General features: G+C 67.5%; 23 protein-coding genes. 6 read left to right on the forward strand and 17 right to left on the reverse strand.

Going from position 1 to position 23,473, the window contains the following annotated elements; genetic code table 11:
* The first annotated feature begins 56 nt into the window (after positions 1–56).
* On the forward strand, positions 57–644 hold the full coding sequence (locus tag BLV57_RS09970) for a nitroreductase family protein (RefSeq protein ID WP_091288354.1): 588 nt from the start codon (positions 57–59) through the stop codon (positions 642–644).
* Here BLV57_RS09970 and BLV57_RS09975 read toward each other — a convergent pair.
* Positions 641–991 carry a hypothetical protein gene (locus BLV57_RS09975; RefSeq protein ID WP_091288355.1) on the reverse strand — a complete coding sequence of 117 codons (351 nt, stop codon included), beginning with the start codon at positions 989–991 and terminating at the stop codon, positions 641–643. The two genes, BLV57_RS09970 and BLV57_RS09975, sit on opposite strands and share 4 nt — an antisense overlap.
* Positions 992–1,215: 224 nt before the next feature.
* Here BLV57_RS09975 and leuA point away from each other — a divergent pair, with 224 nt between their 5' ends.
* On the forward strand, positions 1,216–3,003 hold the full coding sequence (gene leuA / locus BLV57_RS09980; protein ID WP_176968560.1) for a 2-isopropylmalate synthase: 1,788 nt from the start codon (positions 1,216–1,218) through the stop codon (positions 3,001–3,003).
* A gap of 58 nt (positions 3,004–3,061) precedes the next feature.
* Here the strand turns inward: leuA and BLV57_RS09985 are convergent, their stop codons facing one another.
* Positions 3,062–3,736 (reverse strand): alpha/beta fold hydrolase, encoded by a 675-nt coding sequence (locus tag BLV57_RS09985; RefSeq protein ID WP_091288356.1) that lies wholly within the window; start codon positions 3,734–3,736, stop codon positions 3,062–3,064.
* 146 nt (positions 3,737–3,882) lie between these two features.
* Complete coding sequence (locus tag BLV57_RS09990) at positions 3,883–4,470, reverse strand: peroxiredoxin-like family protein (RefSeq protein WP_091288357.1); 588 nt, start codon at positions 4,468–4,470, stop codon at positions 3,883–3,885.
* Positions 4,471–4,524: 54 nt separating this feature from the next.
* Here BLV57_RS09990 and BLV57_RS09995 point away from each other — a divergent pair, with 54 nt between their 5' ends.
* The gene (locus BLV57_RS09995; protein WP_091288358.1) at positions 4,525–5,136 is read left to right on the forward strand and encodes a TetR/AcrR family transcriptional regulator; all 612 of its coding nucleotides are present in this window, start codon (positions 4,525–4,527) and stop codon (positions 5,134–5,136) included.
* A 319-nt stretch (positions 5,137–5,455) separates the two neighbouring features.
* Here BLV57_RS09995 and BLV57_RS10000 read toward each other — a convergent pair whose 3' ends face one another.
* A complete protein-coding gene (locus BLV57_RS10000; protein ID WP_091288359.1) occupies positions 5,456–6,367 on the reverse strand; it encodes a LysR family transcriptional regulator in 912 nt (303 codons plus the stop codon).
* Positions 6,368–6,454: 87 nt separating this feature from the next.
* On the opposite strand from BLV57_RS10000, the gene BLV57_RS10005 reads away from it, so the two are divergent.
* The gene (locus tag BLV57_RS10005) at positions 6,455–7,375 is read left to right on the forward strand and encodes an EamA family transporter (RefSeq protein ID WP_091288360.1); all 921 of its coding nucleotides are present in this window, start codon (positions 6,455–6,457) and stop codon (positions 7,373–7,375) included.
* On the opposite strand, the gene BLV57_RS10010 is transcribed toward BLV57_RS10005, so the two are convergent.
* The 11 genes from BLV57_RS10010 to BLV57_RS10065 form a co-directional block, all read right to left on the reverse strand.
* On the reverse strand, positions 7,315–7,968 hold the full coding sequence (locus BLV57_RS10010; protein WP_091288361.1) for a DedA family protein: 654 nt from the start codon (positions 7,966–7,968) through the stop codon (positions 7,315–7,317). The genes BLV57_RS10005 and BLV57_RS10010 overlap by 61 nt on opposite strands.
* Positions 7,969–8,064: 96 nt before the next feature.
* The gene (locus BLV57_RS10015) at positions 8,065–9,192 is read right to left on the reverse strand and encodes an ABC transporter ATP-binding protein (RefSeq protein WP_091288362.1); all 1,128 of its coding nucleotides are present in this window, start codon (positions 9,190–9,192) and stop codon (positions 8,065–8,067) included.
* Complete coding sequence (locus BLV57_RS10020) at positions 9,192–10,184, reverse strand: ABC transporter ATP-binding protein (protein WP_091288363.1); 993 nt, start codon at positions 10,182–10,184, stop codon at positions 9,192–9,194. Before BLV57_RS10020 ends, BLV57_RS10015 begins: the two co-directional genes overlap by 1 nt.
* 6 nt (positions 10,185–10,190) lie before the next feature.
* Positions 10,191–11,126 carry an ABC transporter permease gene (locus tag BLV57_RS10025; protein WP_091288364.1) on the reverse strand — a complete coding sequence of 312 codons (936 nt, stop codon included), beginning with the start codon at positions 11,124–11,126 and terminating at the stop codon, positions 10,191–10,193.
* Entirely contained in the window at positions 11,123–12,133 is a 1,011-nt protein-coding gene (locus BLV57_RS10030; RefSeq protein WP_091288365.1) for an ABC transporter permease, read from the reverse strand. The genes BLV57_RS10025 and BLV57_RS10030 overlap by 4 nt, the downstream gene beginning before the upstream one ends.
* Before the next feature lie 89 nt (positions 12,134–12,222).
* The gene (locus BLV57_RS10035; protein ID WP_091288366.1) at positions 12,223–13,905 is read right to left on the reverse strand and encodes an ABC transporter substrate-binding protein; all 1,683 of its coding nucleotides are present in this window, start codon (positions 13,903–13,905) and stop codon (positions 12,223–12,225) included.
* A 723-nt stretch (positions 13,906–14,628) separates the two neighbouring features.
* Positions 14,629–15,051 carry a DUF2304 domain-containing protein gene (locus BLV57_RS10045; RefSeq protein ID WP_091288367.1) on the reverse strand — a complete coding sequence of 141 codons (423 nt, stop codon included), beginning with the start codon at positions 15,049–15,051 and terminating at the stop codon, positions 14,629–14,631.
* Between the two features lie 8 nt (positions 15,052–15,059).
* On the reverse strand, positions 15,060–15,761 hold the full coding sequence (locus BLV57_RS10050; RefSeq protein WP_091289066.1) for a glycosyltransferase family 2 protein: 702 nt from the start codon (positions 15,759–15,761) through the stop codon (positions 15,060–15,062).
* 158 nt (positions 15,762–15,919) lie between these two features.
* Positions 15,920–17,881, reverse strand: coding sequence for a DUF6541 family protein (locus tag BLV57_RS10055; protein ID WP_091288368.1), 1,962 nt, complete (start codon positions 17,879–17,881; stop codon positions 15,920–15,922).
* Between the two features lie 49 nt (positions 17,882–17,930).
* Entirely contained in the window at positions 17,931–19,193 is a 1,263-nt protein-coding gene (locus tag BLV57_RS10060) for a lipopolysaccharide biosynthesis protein (RefSeq protein ID WP_091288369.1), read from the reverse strand.
* Positions 19,190–20,206: a glycosyltransferase family 2 protein gene (locus BLV57_RS10065; RefSeq protein WP_091288370.1), complete on the reverse strand. Its 1,017-nt coding sequence runs from the start codon at positions 20,204–20,206 to the stop codon at positions 19,190–19,192. The genes BLV57_RS10060 and BLV57_RS10065 overlap by 4 nt, the downstream gene beginning before the upstream one ends.
* Positions 20,207–20,282: 76 nt before the next feature.
* On the opposite strand from BLV57_RS10065, the gene BLV57_RS10070 reads away from it, so the two are divergent.
* Positions 20,283–21,380, forward strand: a complete 1,098-nt coding sequence (locus tag BLV57_RS10070) for a UDP-N-acetylglucosamine 2-epimerase (RefSeq protein ID WP_091288371.1) — start codon at positions 20,283–20,285, stop codon at positions 21,378–21,380.
* A 61-nt stretch (positions 21,381–21,441) separates the two neighbouring features.
* Here the strand turns inward: BLV57_RS10070 and recR are convergent, their stop codons facing one another.
* Together recR and BLV57_RS10080 are read right to left on the reverse strand one after the other, a co-directional pair.
* The gene (recR, locus tag BLV57_RS10075) at positions 21,442–22,038 is read right to left on the reverse strand and encodes a recombination mediator RecR (RefSeq protein ID WP_091289067.1); all 597 of its coding nucleotides are present in this window, start codon (positions 22,036–22,038) and stop codon (positions 21,442–21,444) included.
* A 4-nt stretch (positions 22,039–22,042) separates the two neighbouring features.
* Positions 22,043–22,396, reverse strand: a complete 354-nt coding sequence (locus BLV57_RS10080; RefSeq protein ID WP_091288372.1) for a YbaB/EbfC family nucleoid-associated protein — start codon at positions 22,394–22,396, stop codon at positions 22,043–22,045.
* A gap of 73 nt (positions 22,397–22,469) precedes the next feature.
* Here BLV57_RS10080 and BLV57_RS10085 point away from each other — a divergent pair, with 73 nt between their 5' ends.
* Positions 22,470–23,309, forward strand: a complete 840-nt coding sequence (locus tag BLV57_RS10085) for an N-acetylmuramoyl-L-alanine amidase (RefSeq protein ID WP_425425972.1) — start codon at positions 22,470–22,472, stop codon at positions 23,307–23,309.
* The last annotated feature ends 164 nt before the right edge of the window (positions 23,310–23,473 follow it).

A 23,473-nucleotide genomic window follows, 5' to 3' on the forward strand; every position in this document is an offset into this window, starting at 1 on the left:
GCGTTTACCACCACCCTGATATGTGTCGCCGACCACTTCTTGCGAGTATCTGGGGCATGGAAAAGCCCGCAGAGACAAGCGTTCCGGTCACCGAGGAAATCGCCAGGCGGTGGAGCCCCCGCGCCTTCGACGAGACGGCTGACGTTTCCGACGAGCAGCTGCGCGCCATGCTGGAGGCGGCGCGCTGGGCACCGTCGTCCGGCAACACCCAGCCCGCCCGCTACCTGGTCGGCAGGCGTGGCGACGAGACGTTCAAGAATATTTACGGCTCACTCGCCGACGGCAACAAGATCTGGGCCCATCGGGCCGGTGTGCTGCTGATCGGCCTGGTCGTGACGCACAACGAGAAGGGTGAGATTCCGCACGCGGACTACGGGCTCGGCCTCGCGAGCCAGAACCTGGTGCTGCAGGCGGTCCGCGAAGGACTGGTCGCGCACCAGATGGGCGGCTTCGACCCGTACGCGGTGATCCGCGACTTCGAGCTGCCCGACGGGCTCATGCCCCGAGTGGCGATCGCGGCCGGAAAACAAGCCGCGCCGGAAATTCTTGAAGCGGAACGGCTTATCGAACGGGAAATTGCGCCACGCGTCCGTATTCCGCTGTCGGATTTCGCGTTTTCCTCGCCGGGAAACCCGATCTTCTAAGCGGACACGCCACCGACACGGCGAATGACTTTCGCCACGATCGACGAAACCACGAGCCAGAAGACGGCGGCGAGGCCGTAGTTGACGAGCACGCGGAGCTTGAGGTCGGCTGGGAGGAAGAGGTCGCGGAAGCCGAGCGAGAAGGCGTCGGCGCCGCCGCGGACGAAGGACACGATGCCGTTGTCCGGGTTCGCCTCGCCGATCACGAACACCACGTGGATGGCCAGGAACAGCGCGAAGACCAGGCCCGCCCAGCGGACCAGGCCGGCGAGCACGCCCGCCGCGCGCTCGCGGCCGCGCCGCCAGTCCACTCCGGCCCGGGACTCACTCTCCGCGTGCTCAGCCATGCCCGGAGTTTCGCACGGTGACCGCGTTGACGCTACTGACAGGTAACACCCTGGTGTAACGACTCGGCTTCCCTTCGGGCGTCACTCGTGGTTAGAGTGGGCCTTGTGGCACGCGCTCTCCTGCTTCGCTGCCGCGATGGGGCCTGATCTGACCGGCTCCCTGTCGCGGGGCTTTGTGGTGTCGCCGGTCGTTCATCCATACCCCGGCAGGAGATCTTCGCAGCATGACCACGTCCGAACCCCGTATCTCGTCCTCGCGCATCCGTAAGCCTTCGCGTCCCGCGCCCGCCGACCAGCCAGCCTGGAACGCCCAGCGCGGCACCTCGATGCCGGTGCACCGCTACCGCCCGTGGTTCGAGCTGGTCGAGGACATCGACCTGCCCGAGCGCACCTGGCCCGCCAAGCGCATCGACCGCGCGCCGCTGTGGTGTGCGGTCGACCTGCGTGACGGCAACCAGGCACTGATCGACCCGATGTCGCCCGCCCGTAAGCGCAAGTTCTTCGAGCTGCTCGTACGCATGGGCTACAAGGAGATCGAGGTCGGCTTCCCTGCCGCGTCGCAGACCGACTTCGACTTCGTGCGCGAGATCATCGAAGAGGGCGCGATCCCCGAGGACGTGCGGATCCAGGTGCTGACCCAGTGCCGTCCCGAGCTGATCGAGCGGACGTTCCAGTCGCTGGAGGGCGCGCCGTCGGCGATCGTCCACATCTACAACTCGACCTCGATCCTGCAGCGCCGCGTGGTGTTCCGCGAGGAGCGCGAGGGCATCAAGAAGATCGCGACGCAGGCCGCCGACCTGGTGGTCGAGTACGCGGGCAAGTACTCGGACACGGACTTCCGCTTCCAGTACTCGCCGGAGTCCTACACCGGCACCGAGCTGTCGTACGCGCTGGAAGTGTGCAACGCGGTCACCGAGATCTGGCAGCCGACGCCGTCCAGGCCGGTCATCCTGAACCTGCCCGCGACGGTCGAGATGGCCACGCCGAACGTCTACGCGGACTCGATCGAGTGGATGAGCGGCCAGCTGGAGCGCCGCGACTCGGTGATCCTGTCGCTGCACCCGCACAACGACCGCGGCACCGGCATCGCCGCCGCCGAGCTGGGCTACCAGGCGGGCGCCGACCGGATCGAGGGCTGTCTGTTCGGCAACGGCGAGCGCACCGGCAACGTCGACCTGGTCGCGCTGGGCATGAACCTGTACAGCCAGGGCATCGACCCGCAGATCGACTTCTCCGACATGGACGAGATCAAGCGCACGGTCGAGTACTGCAACCAGCTGCCGGTCGCCGAGCGCTCCCCGTGGGGCGGTGACCTGGTGTTCACCGCGTTCTCCGGCTCGCACCAGGACGCGATCAACAAGGGGCTGGACGCGCTGAAGGCCGCCGCGGACAAGGCGGGCGTGCCCGTCGACGAATACCCGTGGGAGGTCCCGTACCTGCCGATCGACCCGAAGGACGTCGGCCGCAACTACGAGGCCGTGATCAGGGTCAACTCGCAGTCCGGCAAGGGCGGCGTCGCCTACATCATGAAGGCCGAGCACCAGCTCGACCTGCCGCGCAGGCTGCAGATCGAGTTCTCGAAGGTCATCCAGCGCCACACCGACGCGCTGGGCGGCGAGGTCGACCCGGCCACCATGTGGAACGCCTTCCACGCCGAGTACCTGGAGCCTCGTACCCCGCTGGAGCTGGTGCGCCAGCACGTGCGCGACAACGGCGACGGCGAGTACGACATCACCGCGACCGTCCGCGTCGAGGGTGACGAGCACGAGATCACCGGCACCGGCAACGGCCCGATCGCGTCGTTCTTCGACGCGCTGTCGACCGTCGGCTTCGACCTGCGCCTGCTGGACTACAGCGAGCACACCCTCTCGCCGGGTGACGACTCGCGGGCGGCCTCGTACATCGAGTGCGCCATCCAGGACCGGGTGTTCTGGGGCGTCGGCGTCGACCCGTCGATCGTCACGGCCTCGCTGCGCGCGGTCGTCTCGGCCGTCAACCGCTCGCACCGCTAAGGAGTCGTGGGATAAAGCGGGCTTTATCCCGGGTGCTTTCCCCGGGATAAAGCCCGCTTTATCCCGGGGTGCCAACACTCACGAGCAGTTCGACGAGGGCCTCCGGCGCGTCCCGCATGAGGTTGTGCCCGGCGTCGAGCGAGTGCACGGTCCACTGTGGATCGTCGACCAGCTTTTCGTAGGTCGCCTTGAACGGCGACTCGCCCTCCCACACCTGCGCGTAGACGTAGTCACGGCGCCGGAACCGTGACAGGTCACCGGAAAGCTTGATCCGCTGTAAGAGCGACGCGAGCGGATGCGGTGTGGCGCGCGGGTCGAAGAACGGCAGCGGCGGCACCCCGTAGCCGGTTTCGCCGACGCTGAGGTACCACTCACGCTGGACGTCATTGGTGAGCGACCAGCACGAATCACCGTTCTCCGGCACGAACGCGTCGAGGTAGACGAGCGAATCGACACGCTCGGGCGCGCGGTCGGCCACCCCGCTGATCACCATGCCGCCATAACTGTGGCCGACCAACACCGCGTCTTCGATCCGCTCGGCGGCGAGCGTGCCGAGCACGTCCTGGATGTGCGTCTCCAGGTTGACCCCGGCGTGCAGCAGATGCGCGCGCTCGCCGATCCCGGTCAACGTCAGCGCGTGTACCCGATGCCCGCGCTCGCGAAGCTGCTCGGTGAGCTGGTCGAAGCACCATCCGCCGTGATTGGCGCCGGGAACGAGAACGAAAGTAGCCATGCCCTGACTATGGCGGCGCCCGAATCAGAAGTCCAAGAGCTTGTTGGACTCGCCGCCAGAAGCAACGCTTATGACTGCCCCGGGGTCGTGAGTGGCGCGGCCGGTTCTAACCGGCCGGAACACTCACGAGCTTTTCGAGGCAATGCTCATAGCTGGGCGGCCGCGGCGAGGATCTCCGCGGAGTCGGTGCGGGTCGTGTAGTCGGGGTGGACGTCGATGAACCGGATCGTGCGCGCCCGGTCGACGACCACGACCGTGGGATGCGGAAGTTCCGGCTGCTCGGGGATGCCGATCGAGGACATCGCCCGCTTGACGTCGTCGGCGGGCCGGAAGGTGATGCCGAGCGAACCGGCCACGGTGTTGGCGGTGTCGGTCAGCACCGGGAACGCCAGGTCGTTCGTGGCGAGCGAGCCGTCCGGCGGCTGCGGGCTGATCGCCGCGAAACGCACGTTTTCCAGCTGCGGCAACACTTCCTGCTGATAGGCATGCAGCGCGAGGTTGCAGTACGGGCACCACGCGCCGCGATAGAAGACGAGCACGGCTGGCAGCAGCTCGTCGAGCGACACCTGTTTTCCGGTCGCGTCCGGGAGTTTGAAATCGGGCAGGGTCGAGCCGACCGTCGCGACACCATCTCCCGCCTCGGTCTTCGTCGAGGCCTCGAGGACATCGAAGATCTCGGGCGGGGCGATGGTCTTGAAGTGGGCCTTGAGGTTGCTCAGGTCTTCGGAAAGCACGTCAACTCCTCTTGTACCGTTCAGTACAACATCGCCGACTGTACTATTCGGTACATGGACACGCAAGCAGCCAGCACCGAGCAGGGCCGCCGCACCCGCGACGCGATCGTCGAGGCCGCGGCGGACCTGATGTACCGCAACGGGGTGGCCGCCACGAGCGTCGACAAGGTGCTGAACGCCTGCGGCGCCGGGAAATCGCAGATGTACCACTACTTCAAGAACAAGGACCAGCTGGTCGACGCGGTGATCGACCTGTTCCTGGAGCGGATACTGGCTAACCAGCCGAACATCAAGGACCTGCGCACCTTCGCCGACTTCGACCACTGGGCCGAGACCGTGCTCGACATCCATCGCGGGCCGCTGGGTCCGCTCGCCTGTCCACTGGGCAACGTCGCGGGCGAACTCGGCGACGACGAGCACATGGCCAAGCTGCTCGACAAGGCGTACACGCAGTGGGAGTCCTACTTGGCCAACGGCATCGTTTCCTTGCGGGACAAGGGAGAAGTCCGCGCGGACACCGACGCCGGCCGGGTCGCCCAGACCATGATGGCCTGCCTGCAGGGCGGCCTGCTGCTCGGGCACCTGCGCCGCGACCTCACCCCGATCCAGGACTCGCTCGCGGTCGCGCTCACCCACCTGCGCGGCTTCGAGGCAACAGCGTCGTGAGTGGCGCGGCCGGTTCTAACCGGCCTAAACACTCACGACCCCTCGATGACCGCCGCAATCCGCGCTGGTCTCCTCGACCAGGGTTGGCATGGTGTCGGGCTTGAAGCGAGGGGCGCCCTGGGTGCGTAGTTAGCACTCTGGGGCACCCTCGCTGCAAGCCCGGGCGCGGGCCGGATTGCGAGTGGTGACTCTGCTGCATCCAACGCAGCAGAGTCACCACTCGCGCTGGTGCTCGCGACTGAGCGATGGGCTCCCCTGCTGCGGGCGACCAGCATCCGGGGTCGTGAGTGTTCCGGCCGGTTCTAACCGGCCTAAACACTCACGACCCCTCGGTGACTGCAGCGACCTCGGCGAGCAGGGCGTCCAGGACCGCCGCCACCGCGGGCCGAGCCGAGGCGCCTTTGCGTGACACGGCTTCGACGTGACGGGCCGCGCGGACGCCGGCGAGCGGGCGGCGCAACAGCCCGCTGTCCTCGCTGATGTCCATTGTGTACCGAGGCAGCAGCGCGATCCCGTGCCCGGCGGCGACCAAGGCCTCGGTGATGCGGAAGTCGTTGATGCGCTGGACGACCTGTGGCTGCACCCCGGTACGCACGACCAGCGACTTGAGCACGTCGTCGACGGGGAAGCCGAAATTCACGCTGATCCAGCGTTCGCCTGCCAGCTCCGCCAGCTCGACCCGGTCCTTGCAGGCCAGCCGATGCCCGGCGGGCAGCGCGACGTCGAGTGGCTCGCGGAGCAGGTGGACCGAGTCGAGACGGTCGGTGACGAACGGCTGGGCGTGCTCGTCGCGGTGGGCGACCACGATGTCGTAGTCGGCGACCAGGCTGGGGATCTCCGGCGGGACCATGTCGATGTCGCGGACGTCGATGTCCAGGCCGTCGAAAGCGGCGATGCGGTGCAGCAAACCGGGTAGTAGCAACAACCCCGCGGACTGGAAGATCGCCAGGCGGACCCGGCCGCGTGGCGCGCTGCGGTAAGTGTCCAATTCGGACTCGGCGCGGTCGAGTGCGGCGAGCACGTCGTCGGCGCGGGCCACCAGCGCGCGTCCCGCGTCGGTCAGGCGGAGACCCCGGCCCGCTGGCTCGGTCAGCGGGAGGCCGACCTCGCTCTGCAGCGCGCGCAACTGCTGGGAGACCGCCGATGGCGTGCAGTGGAGCGCGCGTGCGGCTTCCGTCACACTGCCGCGGTCGGCGAACTCGCGCAGCGTCCTCAACCGGCCGATATCCATGGCGACGAGTCTATGTGAAGGACTGCTTCAAGGTTCGTGCAGATAATATCGATGGTCCTTCACAGTTTCACCGGTCAGAGTGGAGACATGCCCACCCGTGACCGTTTGCTCGCCATGCTCGTCGCCTTCTTGTGGGGCTGCAACTTCCTCGCCATCCACGCCATGCTCGGCCAGTTCCCGCCGCTGTTCGCGGCCGCGCTGCGGTTCCTGGTGATCGCGATCCCGACGATCCTGTTCGTCCCGTGGCCGAAGGTGAAGATCCGCCACCTGCTCGGCTACGGCATCGGCTTCGGGACGCTGCAGTTCCTGTTCCTGTTCATCGGGATGGACATCGGCATGCCGACCGGCCTCGCGTCGCTGGTGCTGCAGGCGTCAGCGCCGTTCACCGTCGTGCTCGGCGCGATCTTCCTGCGGGAGAAGGTCAGCGCGCGGCAGTGGACCGGGATCTCCCTGGCCGTGTTCGGCATGGCGGTGATCGCCTGGCAGCAGTTCGAGCACGCGGCGCTGCTGCCGGTGATCCTCACTCTGCTCGGTGCGCTGAGCTGGGCTTTCGGCAACCTGAGCACGCGGGCGGCCAAGCCGTCGAACGCGCTGCACTTCACGCTGTGGATGTCGGTCGTGCCGCCGCTGCCGATGCTGGCGCTGTCGTTCGGCTTCGAGGACGGCCAGTGGAAGTCGCTGACCACGCTCGGCACGTCGACCGGAGTGGTCGGCCTGCTCGGGCTGGCCTATGTCGTGCTGCTCGGCACCGTCGCGGGCTCGGGCATCTGGTCGACGCTGATGACCCGCAACGCGGCGGGCGTGGTCGCGCCGTTCAGCCTGCTGGTGCCGGTGGTCGGCATCACGATGTCGTTCCTCGTGCTGCACGAACGCCCGGCCCCGCTGGAGATCGCGGCCGGGCTCGTGGTGATCGGCGGAGTGCTGCTCGGTTCGCTGAAGAAACGGGCTCAGCGCTCGGTGACCGGCGCCGGCTCCTTGGTCTCGGTCTCTTCGTCCTCTTCGACGTGAGTCATGCGCTTCTTCACGACGATCGAGATGACGATGCCCGCGATGACCGCGGCGCCCAGCCCGAAGTAGGAGAACCGGGAGAGCCACTTCTCCGCGACGATGCCCAGGTAGTAGACCGCCGCCGTGGTGCCACCGGCCCAGACGATGCCGCCGAGCGCGTTGGCCGCGAGGAACTTGCGGTACGGCATGTGCAGCGAGCCCGCGAGCGGACCGGCGAGAATCCGGAGGAAAGCGATAAAACGTCCAAAGAAGACAGCCCAGACGCCGCGCTTCTCGAAGATGCCCTTGGCCTTCTCGATGTGCTTCGGCCCGAAGTGCTTGGGGAACTTCCGCCCGGCCCACGCGAACAGGCGATGACCGCCCTTGCGGCCGATGGTGTAGCCGATACTGTCGCCGACGATCGCGCCGACACTGGCGAACACCCCCACCCACAGCGGGCTGATGTGATCGGTCTGCGAAGCCAGCAACGCCGAGCTGACCAGCACGATCTCACCCGGCAAGGGGATGCCGAGACTCTCGATCATGATGACGCCGCCGACGATCAAATACACGGACAGCGCCGGAATCGTGTTCAGCCACTGGTCGATATGCACGGGCGTGTCCCCTCACGTCTGTTCTGGTCCCCTCAGGCAGGGTACCGGTGAGCGAAGTAAGCGGGCCTCACCCCGCAGGATGAGGCCCGCCTAGTCCTAAATGACCTCGGACACCGAAGCCGGGCCGCTCAGGTCGACGTCGGGATTGATCGCCACCTCGTCCACCAGCTCGGCCTTGACCTCGTGCCGCTGGATCTGCCCGTCGCGGATCTCCTCCGCGAAGTGACAGGCGACACGGTGACCGGTCGCGAGCTCACGCAGCTCCGGCCGCTCGGTCGAGCAGCGCGTCTCCTGCTTCCACGGGCACCGGGTGTGGAACCGGCAGCCGCTCGGCGGGTTGGCAGGCGACGGCAGGTCGCCCGCGAGCAGAATCTGCTCACGCGCGTCCTCGACCTTGGGGTCCGGCACGGGGATCGCCGAGAGCAGCGCCCGCGTGTACGGGTGCAGCGGCTCTTCGTACAGCGCGTCGGCCGTGGCCTCCTCGACCAGCGACCCGAGGTACATCACGCCGATGCGGTCGGAGATGTGCCGGACGACCGCGAGGTCGTGCGCGATGACCACGTAGGTCAGCCCGAGCTTCTCCTGCAGATCCTCGAGCAGGTTGACCACCTGCGCCTGCACCGACACGTCCAGCGCGGACACCGGCTCGTCGGCGACGATCAGGTCCGGCTCGACCGCCAGCGCCCGCGCGATGCCGATGCGCTGACGCTGACCGCCGGAGAACTCGTGCGGGTACTTCCGCAGCGCGGACTCCGGCAGGCCGACCGCGGCGAGCAGCTCACGCAGCCGCTCGTGCGTGGACTCCTTGTCCTTGTCGAGCCCGTGCGCGCGCATGCCCTCGGTCAGGATCGACTCGACCGACTGGCGCGGGTCCAAACTGGACAGTGGGTCCTGGAAGATCATCTGCATCCGGCGGCGGCTCTTGCGCAGCTCCTCACCCTTGAGGCCTGCCACGTCGGTGCCGTCGAAGTCGACGACACCGCCGGTCGGCTCGACCAGCCGCAGGATCGCCCTGCCGAGCGTGGTCTTGCCACAGCCCGACTCGCCGACCAGGCCATAGGTCTCCCCGCGCCGGATGGCGAGCGAGACGCCGTCCACCGCGTAGACGTACCCGATGGTCTTGTCGAAGATGATCCCGCGCTTGATCGGGAAGTGCACCTTGAGGTCGTCGACCCGCAGCAGCACGTCGGTTTCGACGGTGCTCTCCACAACGGTTTCGGTCATCAGACTCCCTCCCCGACCTTCAGTTCCGGCACGACCGGGTTGTGGCAGCGCAGCATCCCGTTGCCGTCCGAGGTCAGCTCCGGCGAGACCTTGCGGCAGGCCTCGAGCGCGTTCGGGCACCGCGGCGCGAACGCGCAGCCGTTGTCCCACGGGATGTTGTCGGCGACGGATCCCTTGATGGGCAGCAGTTTCTCGCCGCGGCCCGCGTCGAGCCGCGGGATCGAGGCGAGCAGCCCGTGCGTGTACGGGTGCCGAGGCTCGGCGAACAACGCGTGCCGCTCGGCCCGCTCGACGATCCGGCCGCCGTAGAGCACGTTGACCTCGTCGCACAGCCCGGCGACCACGCCGAGGTCGTGCGTGATCATGATCAGCGCGGTCCCGGTGTCCTGCACGAGTTCGCGCAGCAGCGCCAGGATCTGCGCCTGGATCGTCACGTCGAGCGCGGTGGTCGGCTCGTCCGCGATGAGCAGGCGCGGCTTGCACGCCAGCGCGATGGCGATCAGCGCACGCTGGCGCATACCACCGGAAAGCTGGTGCGGGTACTCGGAAAGCCGCCTGGCCGGGTCGGGGATGCCGACCTTGTCCAGCAGCACGATCGCCTCGCCTTTGGCCTGCGCGCGCGACATGGCGCGGTGGCGTTCGAGCACCTCGGTGATCTGCAGCCCGATCGGGATGACCGGATTCAGCGAGGACTGCGGGTCCTGGAACACCATCGCGATGTCCCGGCCACGACGGTCACCCATTTCCTTGTCGGACAAGGAAAGCAGGTCGGTTCCTTCGAACTTCACCGAGCCGGTGACCGTGTTGCCGCGCTTGGCCAGCAGGCCCATGATCGCCAGCGAGGTGACCGACTTGCCACAGCCGGACTCACCGACCAGCCCGACCGTCTGGCCGGGGTCGACGTCGAAACTCACGCCGTTCACCGCGGTGAACGGCCGCTCGCCCTTGCGCTCGAACACGACGTTCAGGTCGCGGACTTCAAGCAATGCCACGGGAAATCACCGCCTGTTCTTCGGGTCGAGGGCTTCCCGCATGGACTCGCCGAGCAGAGTGAAGCCGAGTGCCGCGATGATGATGCCCGCGGCCGGATAGAAAGCCAGTTCCGGCTTGATCTCGAGGTAGTTCTGCGCCTTGCCCAGCATCGCGCCCCATTCGGCGCGGTCGAGGTCGGGGTCGCCGAGACCGAGGAAGGACAGCGCCGCCGCGTCGATGATCGACGTCGCCAGCGTCAGCGTCGCCTGGACGATGACCGGCGCGAGCGAGTTCGGCAGCATGTGCCGGAACACGATCGTCGTCCGCTTCACACCGAGCGAGGTGGCCGCGAGGATGTACTCGCTGTTGCGCTGCGACAGCATCGAACCGCGCAGCAGCCTGGCGAAGACCGGCACGCTGACGATCGCGACCGCCACGATGACCGTGACCTGGCTGGGCTTCTGCGCCAGCGCGGCGATGGAGACCGCCAGCAGCAGGCCCGGGATTGACAGCAGGATGTCGGTGAACCGCATGAGCGCGGTGTCGACCCAGCCGCCGACCGCACCGGCGATGCCGCCGATGATCATGCCGAACACCAGCCCGACGAGCGTGGCCATCACGCCGACGATGAGCGACTGCTGCGAGCCGACCAGCACCCGGCTGAAGAAGTCGCGGCCGTTCTCGTCACTGCCCAGCAGGTACCCGGGCTGCGCACCGGGGATGGAGCCCGCGCGCAGGTGCTCGGTGAGCACCGGGTCGCGGAAGTACGGGTCCTTGGGCACGAGCCACGGGGCGATGATCGACAGCACGACGAACAGCAACACGATCACCGCGCCGGTGATCGCGACAGGGTTACGGCGCATGCGCCGCATCGCGTCGGCGAAAACGCCGCGGCTGACGGGGGTGCTCTCCTTGGCGAGCCGGTCGATCTTGTCGCGCTTGTTCTTGAGCATCGAGGTCATCGCACACGCACCCTCGGGTCGATGATGCCGTAGGAGACATCGACAAGGACGTTGATGACCACGAAGACGATCGCGGCGAGCATGATCAGTCCGAGCAGCATCGGATAGTCACGGAGCTCGATGCTTTCGGCCGTCTTGGAGCCGATGCCGCCCCACGCGAAGACCTTCTCGGTCAGCACCGCGCCGGCGAGCAGCAGGCCGGTCTGCAAGCCGACGGTGGTCGCCACCGGCAGCAGCGCGTTGCGCAGCACGTGCCTGCCGCGGACAGTGCGGCGGGCGAGGCCCTTCGCGTTGGCCGTGCGGATGAAGTCTTCGTTGAGCACGTCGAGCACCGAGGCCCTGGTGATCCGGACGATCACCGCGAGCGGGATGGTGCCCAGCGCGATCGCGGGCAGCACCAGGTGCTGGAGCGCGTCGACCGTGGCGTCCCATTCGCCGGTGAGAATGCCGTCCAGTGTGGCGAAACCGGTCACATGGGTGGCGTTGATCGTCGTCAGTGCCCGGCCGGATGGCGGCAGTATGTGCAGGAACGGGCCGGACGAGAAGACGTACTTGAGCAGGATTCCGAGGAAGAACACCGGCACCGCGACGCCGACGAGCGTCCCGATGATCGTGGTGTTGTCCAGCAGCCTGCCGTGATAACGCGCCGCGAGGTACCCGAGCGGGATGCCCAGCGCGACCGCGAAGATCAGCGCGGCTACCGAAAGCTCGATGGTGGCTGGGAAAGCCCGGCCGATCTCGTCGAGCACCGGGTCACCGCTTCGGGTCGAAACGCCGAAGTCACCGGTGGCGACCCTGCCGAGGAACTTGAAGTACTGCTCGTAGATGGGGCGGTCCAGACCCATGAGGCGCTCGAGGTTGGCGAGCTTCTCTGGGGTCGCCTTGTCGCCCAGCATCGCGCCGGCCGGACCACCGGGCAGCGAGCGGAGCCAGGCGAACACGAGAATCGACAGAACGAAGAGCGTCGGTATCGCTTGTAGCAACCGACGCACGATGAATCGGAGCATGGAAATCCTTAACTGACTTAGCCCTGTAAATGGCGGGCAGGGGGCAGGCGTCGGGAAACGCCTACCCCCTGTCGGCTATGTGTTCAGGGTTATCCCTTGCTCACGGTGTTGAAGTGCTCGTTGTTGAGCGGGCTGGCCACCATGCCCTTGATGTTCGACGCCGTGACGTACGCGGGCGGCGAGCTCAGGATCGGGACCGCGGGCAGGTACTTCGACATGATGTCGCGGTTGGCCTGCTCGTAGGCGGCGGTGTGCGCGGCCGGGTCGACCGTGCCGTCGGCCTTGGACAGCTGGGCGAACAGCTCGGGGTTGTCGAAACCGAACTCCGGCTTGGCGCGGCCGAAGAAGGTGCCGAGGAAGTTACCGGCGTCGGCGTAGTCCGCGTTCCAGCCGATGATGTGCAGGTCGTGCTTGCCGAGCTTCTGCACGTCGTCCTTGTAGCCACCGTTCCACGGGCGCGGCACGAGGTTGACCGTGATACCGGCCTGCTTGAGGTTGTCGGCCAGCGCCGACGCGATCTCCTGCGGGTTCGGCATGTACGGGCGGGTGACCTCGGTCGGCCAGTAGAAGTTCAGCGTCAGGTTGGACTGACCGGCCTCGGCGAGCAGCTGCTTCGCCTTGTTGACGTCGTGCGGGTACTCCTGGACGTCCTTGGCGTAACCGGCCAGCGTGTCCGGCTGGAACTCCTTCGCGACCGTGGCGCCTTCCGGCATCTTGGTCTTGACGAGCGTCTCACGGTCCAACGCGTACGCGAGCGCCTGGCGGACCTTCAGGTCCTTCAGCGCCGGGTTGTTCTTCTGGTTGATGCCCAGGTAGAGCAGGTTGAACGGCGGGCGCGGCGACAGTGTGAAGCCGTCGTTCTTCAGCGCCGCGTAGTCCTGCGGCGAGACGAGGTCGTAACCGTCGATTGTCTTGGCGCGCAGCTCCTGCTTACGGGCGTTCTCGTCCGAGATGGTCTTGAAGACGATCTTGTCGAGCTTCGCCTTCTCGCCCCAGTAGTCGTCGTTGCGGACCAGGGTGACGGTCTTGGCGGCCTTGTCGTACGACTCGAACTTGAACGCGCCGGTGCCGGTCGGGTGCTCGTTCGCGTAGCTGCTGTACGAGAAGGCTTCACCGCTCTGGGTGACCTTGTCGGCGTCGTACTTCTTCAGCGCGTCGGGGCTGGACATCCCGAAGGAGCCAAGGCCGAAGGCGGCCGGGAAGGCGCCCTTGTACTTGTTGAGGTTCAGGACGGCGGTGTTCTCGTCCTTGGCCTCGCAGCTCTTGTAAACGGGCTCGCCGCTGGCGTCGCCTTCGTTCTTCTTGAAGCCCTCGAAGACGTCGCCGTAGTAGATCATCTGGCTCTGCGCGGCGGCGCCCGCCATGTTGAACCAGCGGTCGAAGTTGAAGCAGACGGCCGCGGCGTTGAACGGGGTGCCGTCGTGGAACTTGACGCCCTTACGCAGGTCGAAGGTCCAGGTCTTGCCGTCGGGGCTCGGGGTCCACTTCTCGGCGAGGCCGGGGGTGAGCTCCGAGGTGCCTTCCTTGAACGCGACCAGGGTGTCGTACATCTGCCTGGTGATCCGGTCGGTCTCGCCCTCGTCGTTGAAGAGCGGGTCGAACAGCTTCGGCACGCTCGCCGTGCCGAAGACCAGCGTGCCGCCGGTCTTGCCGCCACCACCGGCGGCATCGTCACGCTTCGACTCGGCGCAAGCGGACATGGAGAGCGCGAGCGCTCCGGCAAGCCCGATCAGGGCTATCCGGCGCACTCGGGCCACCCGCATTTGCAGCATCTGGCACCCCTTGGGACAGGTTGGATTATTTCACCGTCCGGTCGGTCAGGAACGGACGGGATTTCGGTGTGTGCGGTGACACTAGCCGGAAGTCGCCCAGCACTTAAGCACGTGAGGTTACGATCGCGCTACGTGGAGGCCGAAATGACCGCAAAGTGTCGGTAAATCATGACGCAACGTGATATTTGTCCGTCGTTTGTCTTCCTTGGCCCGCAGCGAACCAGCCACGTTCGAATGCCTGCCACTCGGTGAGTGATCGTCTGCTCGCCTCCCCGTCCCTGGCGACCGCCCTGGCCAGCCTGGCCGCCGCGTCCCCGTGTTCGACCCAGCACACGCAAGACAATCTTGGCCTCACCGAAAGCCGCGCTGCGGAAACGCCTTCGAGCAGCAGAATGGCGGGCACGGGAAGCGCTAACTCGGCGCCGGGCACAGGGACGCCCGAAGACCAGTCCATAGGGCGATAACGGCCCTCACGGCCCTCTGAGAGCGGAGTGAGCACGCCTTCGACAAGGCGGGGCCACCAGGAGACCGGATCATCCCAAGTGGCGAATTCATCGGTACGCACGAGTGCGACCGTGTGGTTCAGGACACGTATTTCACCGGCGACGGCATCCGCGAAAGTCGATTTACCCGAGCCGGACGGCCCGTCGATCGCGAGCACCCGCACGGCACCGAGCCGGGGCGGCGCGGCGAGAACGGCCTCGGCGACGTCCCGGGCCGTGCTCAGCGGACCCTGCTCACCTCGGGCAGGCCGTTCACGTTGTCCGGAGCCTTCTCGAAAGCCGCGATACGGGCTTCCAGCGCGCGCCGGGTGTCTTCGAGCTCGCAGCGCAGCAGCGCGATCTCCTCGATGGAGGTGCGCACCTCTTCTTCCAGGTGCCCGACCTCGACGGACAGGTGCAGCGACACCAGCGCCAGCACGACGCCCGACAGCAGGAAGACGAAGTTCGACGGCGTCTGCACGCCGGTCAGCTTGGCGAGGAACTCGGCGGCCTGCGGGATGACCGCGAGCACCACGACGCCCACGGCGACCACGAGCCACACGCCCGCGTACTTCTCGCGAAGCTTGCGACGGCGCATCATCTCGATGACGCACGCCAGCACGAAGACAGCGACGATGATGCTGAGTATCTGCCAGCCGTTCATGGTTTCTCCTACGCCGAATCCGACGAGTCGGTCGCCGGCCTGCGGCGAATGAGCGCCAGCAGCAGCGCGAGCCCGGCCCGGCCGAGGTAGACGGCCGATTTCACGGGCGAATGACTAGGGGTGCCCGCGACCCGTTCACCCATGACGACCGGCACTTCCGCGATCTTGAGCTGCCCCCGGATCGCCATCACCAGCGACTCGACGGTGTCACCGAGGTATTCGGCCGGGTAGTACTCGGCGAACATCCTGATCGCCCTCGGCCCCATCGCCTTGAACCCGGAGGTCACGTCGGTCAGCTTGGTCTTCGCCAGCCGCGAGAACACGAACGAGAGCACGACCATGGCGTACTTGCGCGGACCGCTGGCCTTGTACGAGCCCTTCCCGGCGAACCGGGAACCGATCACGATATCGGCCTCTTCCAGGCCCGCGAGCAGCGCTTTCAGCTCTTCGGGGTCATGCTGGCCATCGGCGTCCACCTGCACGACGACGTCATAACCACGCGCCACCGCGTACCGGAACCCAGTACGCAGCGCGCCACCGACACCGAGATTCACCGAAAGACGAGCGACCCGCGCCCCCGCCTCCCTGGCGAGCCGCGCGGTCTGGTCGACGGAACCGTCGTCGACGACGAGAATGTCGATCCCCGGCATCGACGCGTTCACCTGCGCGATGACGTCGGCGACGCTGCCCGACTCGTTGAGAGCGGGCATCACGATGAGCACACGCTGGGTGGCGACAGCCGTCGATTGCACGCAATAACTCTAACGGCTCACTGAGCGTGCGCCCCGCCGGGCCGCAAGGAGCACCCACGCTTTTGGGGTCGTGAGTGTTTAGGCCGGTTCTAACCGGCCTAAACACTCACGACCCTTTAGTTGCCTGAGGCGGAGGAGCCGGGTGAGGCGCCCGAGGTGACCACGTTCTCCTGGCCTTCGATTTCGTAGACCGTGGCATCGTCGTTCTGGAACACGACCTTGAAGGCCTCGTTCTGCTCGAGGTTCTGCAGGCCGGTCGCGGGCCGCGATTCCGGGGTCACGAGGCCCTTGCCCTTGATGACGTACCGGACCTTGAGGTCGGTCAGCGCCGGGCGGATGCGCGGGTCGTGGTCGAGGTCGTTCAGGCGGATCGTGAGCAGGCCGGACTTGGTGGTGGCCTCGGTGCCGTAGAACGTCCACTCGACCGGCCAGACGCCGTACAGCGCGTACATCCAGACCGAGCCGTCGGAGCGGTCGTTCATCACGCGCTCGCCCGGCTTCACGTGCTCGGAGAGCCATTTGTACGCGGCTTCCTCGCCGCGGCTGACCGTGGGGCCGTCGGTGTAGTTCATGCCGAGGCGCTGGCTGTTGCGGCCGATGTAGGCGCCCTTGCTCAGTCCGGCCAGCAGCAGGCCGAGCACGGCGGCGGCGGCCAGCGTGACCATGGCGGGCTTGAGTGACGGGCGCCAGCCGACGAGCTTGCCGGAGATCTTCTCGGCGCCCGCGTTGATGGCTTCGCCGAACGCGATGGAACCGGCGAGCGGCACGAGCGCGGCGAGACGCCAGTGGTCGTTGTAGAAGATGCCGGTAAGGGTGTGGATGAGCGGGGTCTCGAGCGAGACCGTCGCCGCGAAGAGGCCGCCGAACACCACGTACGAGGCGACCATCCACAGGTTACGGCGGCGCTTGATCATCACGAAGATGCCGATCAGCGCCGGGATGCCGATCCACCACAACGGGAAGTCGGCCATCGGCGAGAAGAGGATCGTTTCGCCGATCGCGCCGGACACCGTCGCTTCGGAAGACCAGAACGCGCTCGTCACGCCTGCCGCGTTGTAGAGCGCGGGGAGAACGAGCGGGAATGCGAAAACGACGCCGAGCGCGACAGTCGCGATCAATGAAGCGCGGGAAACGCGCCAATTGATTGGTTCGAAACGGAAAACGACCGCGACGAGAATGATCAGCAGATAAACCGTCGCGACGAACGCGAGGCTCGTGTGCAACCCGGCGAGACCGGCCAGCACGAGCGAGATGCCGACCGGGCCTGCCAGCCCGCGCGGCACGATGAGGTGGCGGGTGATCGCCAGCAGCGCCGGGATCATCGCGACGCCCGCGACGTACGGCCACAGCGGGCCACGCCACAGCGAGTCGTACGGGAAGGCGGTGAACCAGGTGGTCACGGCCGCGGCGGCGCCGACGGCGATCGCGGGCATCCGCCAGGCCACGCCCAGCGCGGCGACACCGAGCGGCACGGTGAGGATCACCGCGAGCGCGCCCAGGTTGAGCGTCTGCGGCATGGCCAGCCCGGCCTTGCCGAAGACCAGCGCGAGCAGCGCGTGGTACGTGTCAGGGTAGAAGTAGTCGGTCTGGTTCGGCAGGTTCGCGATCTGGCCGACCGTCGACGGGCGCGCGTCGCCGTGCTCGGCGATCCAGCGCACCAGGTCACCGTGGTAGGGCGCGTCCCAGCCCTGCTGCACCCGGTCGAGCGAGTGGCTGCCCCGGAGGAAGGTCACCGCGCCGACGCCGAGGCCGACGACCACGCCGGCGCCGATGATCAGGTGGTCACGCAGGGTGCGCGGCAGGTTCTCCGGCGCGCCCTCGATCTCCTTGGGCTTCGTGAAGCGCTTGAAAAGCAGCGAAGCGCCGAAGCCGACGATGGTGAGCAGGAGCGCCCACAAGGCGACGTTGAGCAGGTTCCAGGTGACGCCGAGCTTGCCCAGGATCGGGACGCCGACCGCGACGATCCCGAACGTCAGCGCGGGCCCGCTCGCCGCCAAGGTCCAGCCGCGCAGGCCGACAGCGGCACCGACGGCGAGACCGGGCAGCCAGAATGCGAGCAAAACGAGAAGAACGTTCATCGAATTCGCAGTCCAAACTCAAAACCGGCGATTGTGGATAAGCCCCGCGTCACCCTACCGGGGCAGGTTTGCGCACTACGAACGCGGTGACGACGGCCAGCCCGAGTGTCGGCCCGACGATCAGCCCGACCACCGCGCGCAGGATGGTGTCGCCGGGCATCAGCACCAGCGTCAGCGCGGTCGAGACCGCGACGACCGCCCACGTGATGAGCACCTTGTTCGCCCGCGTCTGGGCGACCAGCACGGCGGTCATCAGCTGGATCGCCGCGATCAGCACCGAGGACCAGACCAGCCCGGCCACCCACCAGCCCTCGGCCGCGTACTTCGCGCCGTAGAGCAGCTGGATCAGCCAAGGCCCGATCAAGAGCCCGACCAGCGCGCCGATCGCCCCGACCGCGATGGTGCCGAACGCGCCGAGCACCAGGTAGCGGCGCAGCTTGTGCAGCCCTTCATCGGTGCTGGACAGCCGCACGACGGTCGGCACCGCGATCGCCTGCACGGGCGACATCAGCATCAACGGGATCCGCGCGACGGTGAGCGCGAGGAAGAGGGTGGCGAGCTGGGCGCCGTCGCCGCCGGGCGCGAGCAGGTTCACCATCGCCGGATAGCCGGTGATGACGCTGGCGGTGAGCCCCGCGCCGAGCATGAGCAGCAGGATCCGGCCGGTGATCGGGCGCCAGGATTCACCGTCGAGGTGCGGATCGACCAGCTTGGCCGCCGGCCTGGCGAAGAACAGCCAGGCGAACGAACCGGCGGTCGCCGCGATGGCCAGCGGCACCAGATGCGCGATGCTCGCGACCACCAGCGCGCCGAGCACCACGATGCGGATGGCCGCTTCGGCCAGGATCAGCCACGAGAACTGACGCACCCGGTTCTGCCCGATGAACAACCCGCGCGTGCCGAACTGGCAGGCGAACGAGACCCCGCCGAGCAGCACCAGCAGCGCCAGCACGGGATCGCCACCGAACAGGCGGTCGGTGGCCGCCGGGATCAGGGAAAGTGCCGAGACGACCGCCACGACCAGGCCGCCGACCGTGATCGCCCGCAGCGCGGGCTTGCCTGCCCGGCCGCCGTCGAGCGCGGCGACCGCCGACTGGCGGGAGATCTCCTGCTCCAGCGGGGACAGCGCGCTGCCCAGTCCCATCAGGACGCCCCAGAAGGACAGGAAGACCTTGTTGACCTCCGGCTCGAGCACGCGGCTGACCACCAGGGTCAGCACGTAGCCCAGGCCGATGGCGATCAGCAGGGAGATGCCGATCTTCCCGGCGGATTTGCCGGTGTCCTTGGCCAGGTCGTCCGACACGGCACTCATCGCTTGAGCCGGGCTCGCAGCGCGAGGATCAGGCCGCGGACGACACCCGCGCCGAATCCGGCGGCGAACAGCGGCGTCAGCTTCGCGACCGCGGCGCCCTCGGCCTTCGTCGCGCCGAACCGCGTCACGGCGGCTCCGGCCGCGGCGGAACCGACGCTCGCGAGCGTGATCGCGGTCTTCGGCCGCTTGGCGGCGATGCCGAGGCCGGCCACGCCGACGGCGAGCGCCGCGAACAGGCCGTTGCGGGCCGGGCCGGGGGTCGCGATGTAGGAGTCCACGAAGGTGGTGCCGCGGAAGTACGACTGCTTCACGAACTTCTCGAGCGACTCGCGGCCGTGGTAGGTCGCGGAGAACTCCGGCGCCAGGAAGATCCGGGTGCGCTCGGCGATCCAGCGCAGCACGCCGGTGTCGTCGCTGGCGAGCCGGACGTCTTCATAAAGCGATTCGAATGCGTTGGACGCGTCTTCGAGCATCTGGCGCGGCGCGGAAAAGAATCCGGTGCCCTTCGGGAAGACGTCGAATTCTTCGATGTCGAACGACATCAGGCGCGGATTCGCGCAGTAGCGGCGCCACGGGATCTTCACGAGCCCCGCCATGAACCCGGCGTACGGGTTGTCCTCGGAGTCGACGTTGATGTGGCCGTTCCACACCGTGCGGTCCTCGTGCTCGACGAGCTGCGAGCGCAGGAACTCGAGCGAGGTCAGATCGACGATGACACGGCTGTCGAGCAGCAGGACCTGCTGGCCACCGGCCTTCGCCAGGCCCGCCCTGCGCGCCTCGAAACGGCCGCGGTTGGGCTGGCTGATCACGGTGATGCCATGCCGGTCCGCGAGCTCGGCGAGGCGCTGGCCGGTGCCGTCGGTGCTGCCGTCGTCGACGACGATGACCTCGGCCGGCCAGTTCGCGTGCGCGGCCGACGCGACCAGGGCGTCGACGCAGCGTCCGATCCAGTTCTCCTCGTTGAAGACCGGGATCACGACGCTAAGACTGGGTTCGAGCGTATTCGCACTCATCAGGGCCGAGGCTACCGTGCTCTCCCACCTGGGTATCCTTCACCCACCGCAGACTCCGAGCAGAAAAGAACGCCTCGTGATTTCCTTCATTCTCGGCACCACGGCGGAATTGATCAAAATCGCGCCGGTCTACCACGGGATCCTCGAACGCGGCATGCGGCCGAAGATCTGGTTCACGGCGCAGCACGTGGACGAGGTCTCGGACGTGCTGGCCGACCTGAACATGCCGGAACCGGACGTCTGGCTGGTCCCGCGCGAGCAGGCACACAACCTCGAGTCGCCGAAGCAGGTGCCGGGCTGGGCCGCGCAGGTGCTCCGCACCGCGTGGAGCCGCCGCGAGGAGCTGCGCGCCGCGCTGACCGAGGACGGCCGCCCGCCGCTCGTGCTGGTGCACGGCGACACGTTCACCACCCCGTACGGCTCGCTGATCGGCAAGCGCATCCTCAAGTCCCGAGTCGGGCACGTCGAGGCGGGCGCGCGCTCGGGCAGCATCCTCTCGCCGCTGCCCGAGGAGCTGAACCGCAAGATCGCGGCCAAGATCGTCGACATGCACTTCGCGCCGAGCGCGCGTGAGGTCAACAACCTGCGCAACGCGCGCGGCGTCGTCGTCGACACCGAGGCCAACACCGCGATCGACGCGATGCGCCTCGCGATCAACCAACCGTTCGAGGGCGAGGGCCTGCCGGAGAAGTTCGGCCTGGCCACGCTGCACCGCTTCGAGCTGGTCTCGCGGCCTGAGAAGTACAAGGAAGCGCTGGAGATCCTGCGCGAGCAGAGCCGCGAGATGCCGATCGTCTACATGGCGGGCGCCCCGGAGCGCGAGAAGATCCGCTCGCTGGGTCTCGGCAACATCTTCGACGACAAGTTCATCGCCAGGCCGAAGCTGCGCTACCTCAAGTTCCTGCCGCTGGTCGCGCGCGCCGAGTACGTGGTCACCGACTCGGGCGGCCTCTCGGCGGAGTGCTACTACCTCGGCCTGCCGTGCGCGGTGCATCGCGAGCGCACCGAGACCCCGCAGCACCTCGGCGAGACCGTGGTGCTGACGGAGATGCGCGGCGACAAGCTGCAGCACTTCCTGGACACCTACCAGAACCGCCGCGGCGAGTCCTGGATGGACAAGTTCCACCCCAGCGAGATCATCGTGAACTCGCTGGCCTCCATGGGCTACTGCTGAGTTTTTGACGCGATAAAGCGGGCTTTACTCCACTGCGGAGTAAAGCCCGCTTTATCGCGTTCTAGAGGACTCGGCGGCCGGAGAGGGCGCGGCCCAGTGTGAGCTCGTCGGCGAACTCCAGGTCCCCGCCCATGGGCAGGCCCGAGGCGAGCCGGGTGACGCTCAGGCCGGGGAAGTCGCGCAGCATGCGCACGAGGTACGTGGCCGTGGCCTCCCCCTCGGTGTTCGGGTCGGTCGCGATGATCACCTCGGTGACATCGGCGGCGCCGATGCGCTGCAGCAGTTCACGCATCCGCAGCTGCTCGGGGCCGATGCCGGACAACGGGTCCAGCGCGCCGCCCAGCACGTGATAGCGGCCGCGGAACTCGCGGGTGCGCTCGACCGCGAGCACGTCCTTCGGCTCCTCGACCACGCAGATGACCGTGAGGTCACGCCGGGTGTCCCGGCAGATGCGGCAGGTCTCCTGCTCGGAGACGTTGCCGCAGATCTCGCAGAACTGCACGCCCTCCTTGACCTTGCCGAGCACCTCCTGGAGCCTGCCGATGTCGGCTGGGTCCGCGGAGAGCAGGTGGAAGGCGATGCGCTGCGCGCTCTTCGGACCGATGCCCGGCAGTCTGCCGAGCTCGTCGATCAGGTCCTGGACTACACCCTCGTACAACGCGTCAGCCCAGGCCCAGCGCGCCGAGATCCGGCATGCCGCCGCCACCGAGGCCGCCTGCCAGCGGGCCCAGCTTCTGCTCGGTCAGCTTGCGGGCGCTGCCGCTGGCGTCACGGACAGCGGCGACGACGAGGTCGGTCAGCGTCTCGATGTCTTCGGGGTCGACGACCTTGGGGTCGATCGTGAGGGCCTTGAGGTCGCCGTCGCCGGTGACCGTCGCCGTGACGAGCCCGCCGCCCGCCGAGCCGGTCACCTCGGTGTTGGCCAGCTCCTCCTGGGCTTCGACCAGCTTCTGCTGCATCTGCTGGGCCTGCTGGAGGATCTGGCCCATATCGAAGCCGCCACCTGGTTGCACCATGATCCGACTGTTCCTCTCCTGGAAAGCACGTGTCTTCCAGCCTAGCTGTCTGTGATGTGGCACCGTGGGCGCCGTGCGACGGCGTGTGGTGTTCTCTTTGCTGACCGGTTCGATGCTGCTCATGGCGTGCAGGCCGGACCCGCCGCCACCGATCCAGCCGATCCCGCCCGCCGCGTCTTCGGAGTCCGCTCCGGCCTCCGAGTCGCCTGATCCGACTCCGCCGTCCAGCGCCGCCTCGTCCTCCGAGCCCTCCGCGCCTGCCAAGACGGGCAAGGTGATCGTGCTCGACCCCGGGCACAACGGCGGCAACGGCTCGCACGCGGCCGAGATCAACAAGCAGGTGCCCGCCGGGCGCGGCCAGACGAAACCGTGCAACACCACGGGCACGTCGACCAACGCGGGCTACCCCGAGCACGCGTTCACGTTCGACGTGGCGAAGCGCGTTTCGGCGGCGCTGACCGCCAAGGGGATCAAGGTCATCATGACGCGGCAGGACGACTCGGGCGTCGGCCCCTGCGTCGACAAGCGGGCGGCGGCAGGCAACTCGGCCAACGCCGACGCGGTCATCTCCATCCACGCCGACGGCTCGAATTCCGCTGGGGCGCATGGGTTTCACGTCGCCTACTCGTCACCGCCGCTGAACGCCCAGCAAGGCGAACCGTCGACACGCCTGGCACGCGCGCTGCGCGACGGCATCCGCGACGCCGGTATCCCGACGTCGACCTACCTCGGCCAGGCTGGCCTCGCCCCACGCGCCGACCTCGCCGGCCTCAACCTCTCGACCCGCCCGGCCGCCCTCGTCGAGTGCGGCAACATGCGCAACGCCGACGAGGCCGCCGCCATGGCCAGCCCCGAAGGCCGCCAGCGCTACGCCTCGGCCATCGCCGCCGCCATCGAGGCCTACCTCGCCTGACCCAGCTAAAAAAATCCCAATGTGGCTTTCGTCAGCTCTGGTCTGACGAACGCCACATTGGCGGGCTGAAACCTGACCAATGCCACATTGGGATTTTTTTGGGTGCCTCCCGAGAGCCCGAAAGCCACTTTCGGCAGGTCCTATCTGACGAAAGTCACTTTCGG

The sequence above is a fragment of the Amycolatopsis xylanica genome (assembly GCF_900107045.1).
In the GTDB taxonomy this organism is placed as follows: domain Bacteria; phylum Actinomycetota; class Actinomycetes; order Mycobacteriales; family Pseudonocardiaceae; genus Amycolatopsis; species Amycolatopsis xylanica.